The following is a 6,951-nucleotide window of genomic DNA, read 5'->3' on the forward strand; positions in this document are numbered from 1 at the left end:
CCGCTGTCCGCTCGGGTCCGCTGCGCGCTCGAGCTCGCTGACGGCTCGGCCTTCTATCCCCTCGGCCTCCTATCCGCTCGGGCTCGTTGTCTGCTCGGGCTCGCTGTCGGGTCGTGGTGCCGATGCCTGGCTGGGAGTGCCGCTGGCTGAGGTTGCTGAGCTGAGCTGAGCTTGGCGACGGACGTCGCGCGTGCCCACTGGAGCCCGGCAGCGCGGAAGTCTCGCAAGGACGACCAGAGCCCGGCAACAGAGGCCGCACCAGTGGTCCCCTGATACGGCCGCGGAGTGGCCGTACCTCGGAGAGCCACTTTCTCCTATGTTGTGGCCTCGAACCTCCCTGAACCTCCGAGCCACACCACACCCGACCTGCACACCTTCAGATTGCACGAGCAAGAGGAAATTTCATGATCGACATCGGCAAGCTCCTTCCGTCCGACCGGGACACGTGGGAGGGCTTGTTCCGCGCGTACATCGACTTCTACCAGCGAGTCGAGCCGGACGAGATGTACGACCGCGCATGGCACGAGTTCCAAGCGGACACCCGCGTGCACGCCTTCGGCGCGAGGTTGGACGGCAAACTCGTCGGCATCACCCATTTCTTCACCCACGCGAACACCTCCGCCCCCGACACCGACGTGTGCTACCTCCAGGACCTGTTCACCGCTCCAGAGGCTCGAGGCAGAGGCGTGGCCCGCGCATTGATCGAGGCCGTGACCGATTGCGGTAACTGTCAAACCGTTTGAGACGTTTCAGGCGACTTGTTCTGTATCGGAGCTGGTTTCCTCCTTGGCAGGTTCGTTGATCCAGACGGCTGTGGGAAGGCTGGGCGGAGTGGGCTTGCGGCGGAACCGGCCGGGGTTGGCGGTGTAGGCGGCCTGGAGCGTCCGGGCGCGCTCAGCCCGGATCTGGCCGGCAGTGCCCAGATGGACCGAGGCCGGGGTGTGCAGGCCTATGCCCGAATGCCGATGCTCGTGGTTGTAGTAGGCGAAGAACTCGGTGCAGAAGGCGCGGGCGTGGGCGATAGAGCCGAAGCGCTCGGGGAAGGCCGGGCAGTACTTCAGCGTCCGGAACTGCGCCTCGGAGTACGGATTGTCGTTGGACACCCGCGGCCGGCTGTGGCTTTGCGTGATGTTCAAGTCGGCGAGCAGCGCCGCGACCGGCTTGGAGGTCATCGAGGTGCCCCGATCGGCGTGAACGTGCGCGGGCGCCTGGCCGCCGTTGGCGCGGATGGCCGCGGCGATGAACTGTTCGGCCAGCTCGGCGTTCTCGCGGGCGTGGACCTCCCAGTGCACGACGTAGCGCGAATAGATGTCGATCATGACGTAGAGGTCGTAGTAGACGCCCTTGACCGCTGTCTTCAGCTTGGTGATATCCCAGGTGAACACCTCCGACGGAGCTCGGGCGACCAGCTCGGGCCGCACCCGGGCCGCATGAGTCGCCTGCCGCCGGCGCTCGCGCACCTCACCGCACCCGCGCAGCAGCCGATACATCGTGGAGATCGAACACAGGTAAACGCCCTCGTCCAGCAGCGTGGCCCACACCTGCGCCGGTGCCTTGTCGACGAACCGGGCCGAGCGTAAGACGGCCAGCACCTTCGCCCGCTCCTGCTCGCTCAGCGCCGCCGGATGCGGCGCCGGCGCCGGGCGCGGCCCGAGCACCACCGGCGCGGGGTGGCGGTGGCGGTGCACGGTGGCCCGCGACTTGCCCGACAACGCGCACGCTGCGGTCACGCCAAGCACGGGCTCCAGTGCGGTGAACGCCTCGTCGATCACTTCCTGGGCGGCGCGTCGTTGTCCGCGCTCTCGGAGAGCAGTTCCAAGAGCGCGTGCGCCTTTCCCATGATGTCCAGCGCTGCCTTGGTCTTGGCCAACTCGCGTTCGGCCTTCTCCGCCCGCGCCCGCAGCCGCTCGTTCTCCTTCTCCGCCTCGCTCTTGCGCGTCTTCGGGCCGGACGGCTTGGCCGCCAACGCGTTCAACGCTCCCGCGTCGCGGGCCTTGCGCCACTCGATGATGTGGGAGTGATACAGCCCCTCGCGGCGCAGCAACGCGCCCTTGGCGCCCGGCTCGGTCGCCGCGTCGTAGGCCTCGACCATCGCCAGCTTGTACTCCGGCGTGAACGAGCGCCGCTTCGGCCGATCCGATCGAGGTCTGTCATCCTTGCCCACCTCACCATCATCGGTGAGATCCCCGCGAAGGTCGGCCACGGTCAAGGTCACTGTCTGAAAGATCCTGTTCTCGCCCTGCTTGAGTCACAGAAGACTACTTCGTCCCCATGTCTCACGAGAGTCTGACAGAGAGGGATTGGGCCCGTGAATGCGGCTGCTCACGCGTCTACTGGAACACGCACGAGTCCAACACCACGGCACGCAGCTTGTACGACAAAGTGGCCGAAAACCGAGGCTTCATCCGGTACCAGATCGAACTGCCGAAGTAGGGACTTCCCAGAAGAGTCCGCAAAGCATGGCGGGATCTTGTGTGCGTAGCGGGCGCGCCCGTCAAAGCCTGCCGAGCGTAGTGGCTGTGGCGCCCACCCGTGGAACAAGGTGTGGCCGGCCGGCACAGCAGCCGCGATGCCTGCATCCGGCGTCCACGGCGCGGCGGCGGAGGTGCACCGGTTGCGACGCTGTCGTCCGGTGCCCGCGACGGCACGGAGCAGCGATGATCAGAAGCAGCGCCCACGTCGGCCTGCCCGGTGCCGTGATTGCGGGTGGGCCGCTTCCGCTGTCCGCTGGGGTTCTGGCGGTGGTAGCCAGGCGTTGCGTGCGCTGTGGTTTGTCGGGCACTGTGGTACGAGCGGCTCTTTTGGGTGGAACTCCGCCGGGCATAGGCTTGATCCGTACGAAATGCCTCGCGGCAGCCGGAGGGCCTAGGTGAGGGGGATGTCGTCTTGAGGGAAGCCTCCGGGATGCCCGCGAAGCGGGGCAAAAGGCGCCTCAAGGCAGGCGAAGCGGGGTGGCGGCGTCCAAGGAATTTCTGAATCCAGGTAGCGTTCGCACTATGGCATCGCCAACTGGAACCACAGACGCACCCTTCGGTCGCATGCTGACCGCGATGGTCACGCCGTTCACCCCCGACGGCGAGGTTGATTATGTGGCTGTGCGACGTCTTGCCACGTATCTGGTGGACGAACAGCAGAACGACGGCTTGATCGTCAACGGGACGACCGGTGAGTCGCCTACCACCACGGATGAGGAAAAGCAGCGCATCGTCAGCACCGTCCTCGATGCGGTCGGCGACCGCGCGACCGTGGTGGCAGGGGCGGGCACCAACGACACCCGCCACAGTGTCGAGCTCGCGAAGCAGGCGGCACGTGCCGGCGCGCACGGCCTGTTGGTGGTGACGCCTTACTACAACAAGCCTCCGCAAGAGGGGCTGTATCAGCACTTCACCGCCGTCGCCGACGCGACCGGCCTTCCGGTGATGCTGTACGACATTCCAGGGCGCAGTGGCGTGCCGATTAAGACTGAGACCCTGATCCGGCTGGCGCAGCACGAACGCATCGTGGCTGTAAAGGACGCGAAGGGCGACTTGTTCGCCGCCAGCCAGGTGATGGTCGCGACCGATCTCGTCTTTTACTCCGGCGACGACCTGCTCAACCTGGCCTGGCTCTCCCTCGGTGCGGCCGGGTTCGTCAGCGTCGTCGGACATGTGGTGGGCGCCGAGCTGGCGCGCATGATCCACCTGCACAAGAACGGCGACGTCGCCGAGGCCCTGGCCATCCACGGCCAGGTGGCCCCCGTGGTGGACGGGATCATGCTGCGCGCGGGAGGCGCGATCATGGCGAAGGCGGCACTGAGCATGGTGGGTGTCCCAGTGGGGTCGGTACGACTGCCGCTCGTGGACGCGACAGAGAAGCAAATCGCCGAGCTGCGTGCTTGCCTGGTAGCCGGCGGGGTGAAGTTGACAGACGCATAGGAACGGGGAGGAACCGGGAGTTTTGAGAACACGATCTGACCATGGGGGCCAGGTATGAGCCATCCGCATCCTGAGCTTGGCCCCCCGCCGACACTGCCCGAGGGCGGGTTGCGCATCGTCGCGCTCGGCGGGTTGGGGGAGATCGGCAGGAACATGGCCGTCTTCGAATACGACGGCCGCCTGCTGATCGTCGACTGCGGGGTACTCTTCCCCGAGCCCGATCAGCCGGGTGTCGACCTCATCCTGCCCGACTTCGAATACATCAGAGACCGGCTCGACGACGTCGAAGCCGTGGTGCTCACGCACGCCCACGAAGACCACATCGGGGCGGTGCCGTACCTGCTGCGCGAGCGGCGCGATATTCCGCTCATCGGATCCAGGCTCACGCTTGCGCTGATCGAGGCCAAGCTCACCGAGCACAGGATCCAGCCGGCCAAGCTCGAGGTCATCGAGGGCGAACGGCACACCTTCGGGCCGTTCGACTGCGAGTTCCTCGCGGTCAATCACTCGATCCCCGACGCGCTGGCCGTCGCCATCAGGACGCCTGCGGGCATAGTCCTGCACACCGGCGACTTCCGTATGGACCAGCTGCCGAGCGACGGCCGTCTCACCGACCTCGGCGGCTTCGCCAGGCTCGGCACCGAGGGCGTCGACCTGCTGATGTCCGACTCGACCAACGCCGAGGTGCCGGGATTCGTCACCAGCGAGCGCGAGATCGGGCCGGTCATCGATGAGGTGATCCGCACTTCCGAGCAGCGGGTCATCGTGGCGAGCTTCGCCTCACACGTGCACCGCATCCAGCAGGTGATGGACGCCGCCGCCAAGCACAGTCGCAAGGTCGCCCTGGTCGGCCGTTCGATGGTGCGCAACATGGGCGTGGCCCGCGACCTCGGGTATCTCAAGGTGCCGCCGGAGTTGATCGTCGACTCGCGCGACATCGAGCAGTGGCCTCCGGAGGACGTGGTGCTGGTCTGCACCGGCTCCCAGGGCGAGCCCATGGCGGCGCTCTCCAGGATGGCCAACCGTGATCATCCGATCCGCATCGCCGAAGGCGACACCGTGCTCCTGGCCTCGTCGCTGGTGCCAGGGAACGAGACCGCGGTCAACAAGGTGATCAACGGGCTGACCAGGTGGGGCGCCCGCGTCGTGCACAAGGGCAACGCCAAGGTGCACGTCTCCGGCCACGCGGCCGCCGGCGAGCTCCTGTACGTGCTGAACCTGACACGCCCGTCGAACTTCATGCCCGTACACGGCGAATGGCGCCATCTGCGCGCACACGCCAAGCTGGCCGCTCTCACCGGTGTGCCTGAGGACCACATCGTGATCGCCGAGGACGGGGTCGTGGTGGACCTGGTCGACGGCCGGGCGAAGATCGTCGGTGCGGTTCACGCCGGCTACGTCTACGTCGACGGCTCGTCCGTCGGGGAGATCACCGACACCTCGTTGAAGGACCGTAGGATCCTCGGCGACGAGGGGTTCATCTCCGTGGTCGTCGTGGTCGACTCCAACACGGGCAAGCTCACCGCGGGCCCCGAGATCCATGCGCGTGGCTCCGGCATCGATCCCCTCCAGTTCGAGGAGTTCATCCCGCAGATCCAGCGTGCCCTCGAGGAGAAGGCCGCGGACGGGGTGGTCGACATGCAGGAGATCCGCCGGGTGGTCCGCCGCACCGTGGGGCGCTGGGTAAGCGACACTTACCGCCGCCGACCCATGATCATCCCTGTGGTGCTCGAGGTCTGAGTCTCCGGATGGTACGGCAGGACTTCTAACCTGCCGTACCTCTGGGGGGCGCAGGCGTGTGTCGCTCATCCCACTTCGGCTGCGGCTTGGGTCGTGCAGCCGGACCGCGAGCTGTCGCGGTACAAGCGGGTGGACACGACATTGGCTGGTGGAACAGACTGGCGGTTTCAACGACATGTCAGACACCCGCGTCCGGGCAGCCGATCGTTTCTTGGCCGCTCGTGTCCTGGCCGGAGTTCAGGATGACGTCATGCTCGTGTTGGGTATCGAGGTGTCCGGCGACCTGCTTGACCGGTGGCTCGGGTGGTTCGCGCCGCAGGTGCAGCCGTTAGTGATCCCGCTGGATCTCGCACACTCACTCAATCTCGATGATGACCGGAGCCGGCTCACGCCCGAAGTCAGGGACACCTTCTGCCTCTACGACTTGGGTTCGTCAGCGCTCGTGTGGGTGTCGGAGGCGGACGCGCGTCGACTGCTGGCCTCGGTCAGGCGAAGCCAACCCGCGCCGCACCGTTGGCCCACCTCGATCGCCGGACGTGAGGTCGAGACAGTCGTCAAGTACGTCGAGAAGGGACGCCGCCCCAGCCAACATGGTGACGTTGCCCCTGCTACGTGGAGTGCCATCGCCTCCACGCTTCCGGGGGCGCGTCGCCTTGCCGGGACCGTCCCCAGCCAGAGCGGCCCGAACTGCTTTGGCACGGTGATGGCGGCGTGCGGTGTCGGGGGCGCGGAGGACGTGTGGATGCTCCGCGAGCCGTTCGAAGACTGGCTCGCACAGCACACCGCGAAGGGAGGACACGACGACGAGCCGGGGACCGTCCTGGTTTGGCGGAGTGCCGATGGAGCCGTGCAACACGCCGCAGTCGCCCTCGGCGACGGCTGGGCGCTTCACAAGCCCTCGCAGGGCTGGATGAGCCCGACGAAGGTCCTCGCATTGGGAGACCTGAAGTACAGCGCCCGAGCGAGAGGGCAGCGCCTTCATCGGCACCACCTCCGATGACTTCGCGCTACCCCGTGATGGCGTGGTTCACGCGACACGTGCACTCTACCGAACTGTGGGCCAGTGCTCCGGCGTTCACGCCGGGGGTGAAGGCTCACGCGGGAGTGCCTGGTAGGGTGCGAGCGTGCTCTAGCCTTCCGCGTCGGTGAGCAGGTCAGCTCACACGGGTCGTTTCTGCTGTTCGATGTACTGCTTGAGGACTGTGAGCGGTGCGCCGCCCACGCTTGCGGCGAAGTAGGAGCCGGACCAGAAATGCCCGCCCCACAGGTACTGGCGGACGTGAGCGCTGTATTCCTT

Annotated in this window: 7 protein-coding genes; 5 read left to right on the plus strand and 2 right to left on the minus strand. The window is 66.6% G+C overall.

Annotated elements, in window-relative coordinates; all coding sequences use genetic code 11:
- Nucleotides 1-404: 404 nt before the first annotated feature.
- Nucleotides 405-743, plus strand: coding sequence for a GNAT family N-acetyltransferase (locus AB0J09_RS51210; RefSeq protein ID WP_360708817.1), 339 nt, complete (start codon nucleotides 405-407; stop codon nucleotides 741-743).
- A 6-nt stretch (nucleotides 744-749) separates the two neighbouring features.
- Here AB0J09_RS51210 and AB0J09_RS51215 read toward each other — a convergent pair.
- Nucleotides 750-2,215 (minus strand): IS3 family transposase gene (locus AB0J09_RS51215; RefSeq protein WP_360708820.1). Its coding sequence is split into 2 segments (ribosomal slippage): nucleotides 750-1,828 and nucleotides 1,828-2,215, totalling 1,467 coding nucleotides; the frame shifts between segments, so codons are not numbered across the junction.
- A gap of 56 nt (nucleotides 2,216-2,271) precedes the next feature.
- On the opposite strand from AB0J09_RS51215, the gene AB0J09_RS51220 reads away from it, so the two are divergent.
- From AB0J09_RS51220 to AB0J09_RS51235, 4 genes are all read left to right on the plus strand, one after another.
- On the plus strand, nucleotides 2,272-2,433 hold the full coding sequence (locus AB0J09_RS51220; protein ID WP_360708822.1) for a GNAT family N-acetyltransferase: 162 nt from the start codon (nucleotides 2,272-2,274) through the stop codon (nucleotides 2,431-2,433).
- A gap of 563 nt (nucleotides 2,434-2,996) precedes the next feature.
- Entirely contained in the window at nucleotides 2,997-3,914 is a 918-nt protein-coding gene (gene dapA, locus AB0J09_RS51225; protein ID WP_360708825.1) for a 4-hydroxy-tetrahydrodipicolinate synthase, read from the plus strand.
- A gap of 54 nt (nucleotides 3,915-3,968) precedes the next feature.
- Complete coding sequence (locus AB0J09_RS51230; RefSeq protein WP_360708827.1) at nucleotides 3,969-5,654, plus strand: ribonuclease J; 1,686 nt, start codon at nucleotides 3,969-3,971, stop codon at nucleotides 5,652-5,654.
- Nucleotides 5,655-5,802: 148 nt separating this feature from the next.
- Nucleotides 5,803-6,654, plus strand: a complete 852-nt coding sequence (locus tag AB0J09_RS51235) for a hypothetical protein (protein ID WP_360708830.1) — start codon at nucleotides 5,803-5,805, stop codon at nucleotides 6,652-6,654.
- Nucleotides 6,655-6,813: 159 nt separating this feature from the next.
- On the opposite strand, the gene AB0J09_RS51240 is transcribed toward AB0J09_RS51235, so the two are convergent.
- A partial coding sequence (locus AB0J09_RS51240; RefSeq protein WP_360708833.1) for a transposase occupies nucleotides 6,814-6,951 on the minus strand: 138 nt, incomplete at its 5' end.

Source organism: Nonomuraea sp. NPDC049784, from assembly GCF_040659615.1.
GTDB lineage: Bacteria > Actinomycetota > Actinomycetes > Streptosporangiales > Streptosporangiaceae > Nonomuraea.

Excerpts from the sequence above, each read along its gene's own strand:
- AB0J09_RS51220 (WP_360708822.1), top strand. The coding sequence starts at position 2,272 with ATGTCTCACGAGAGTCTGACAGAGAGGGATTGGGCCCGTGAATGCGGC.
- AB0J09_RS51210 (WP_360708817.1), top strand. The coding sequence starts at position 405 with ATGATCGACATCGGCAAGCTCCTTCCGTCCGACCGGGACACGTGGGAG.
- AB0J09_RS51230 (WP_360708827.1), top strand. The coding sequence starts at position 3,969 with ATGAGCCATCCGCATCCTGAGCTTGGCCCCCCGCCGACACTGCCCGAG.
- dapA (WP_360708825.1), top strand. The coding sequence starts at position 2,997 with ATGGCATCGCCAACTGGAACCACAGACGCACCCTTCGGTCGCATGCTG.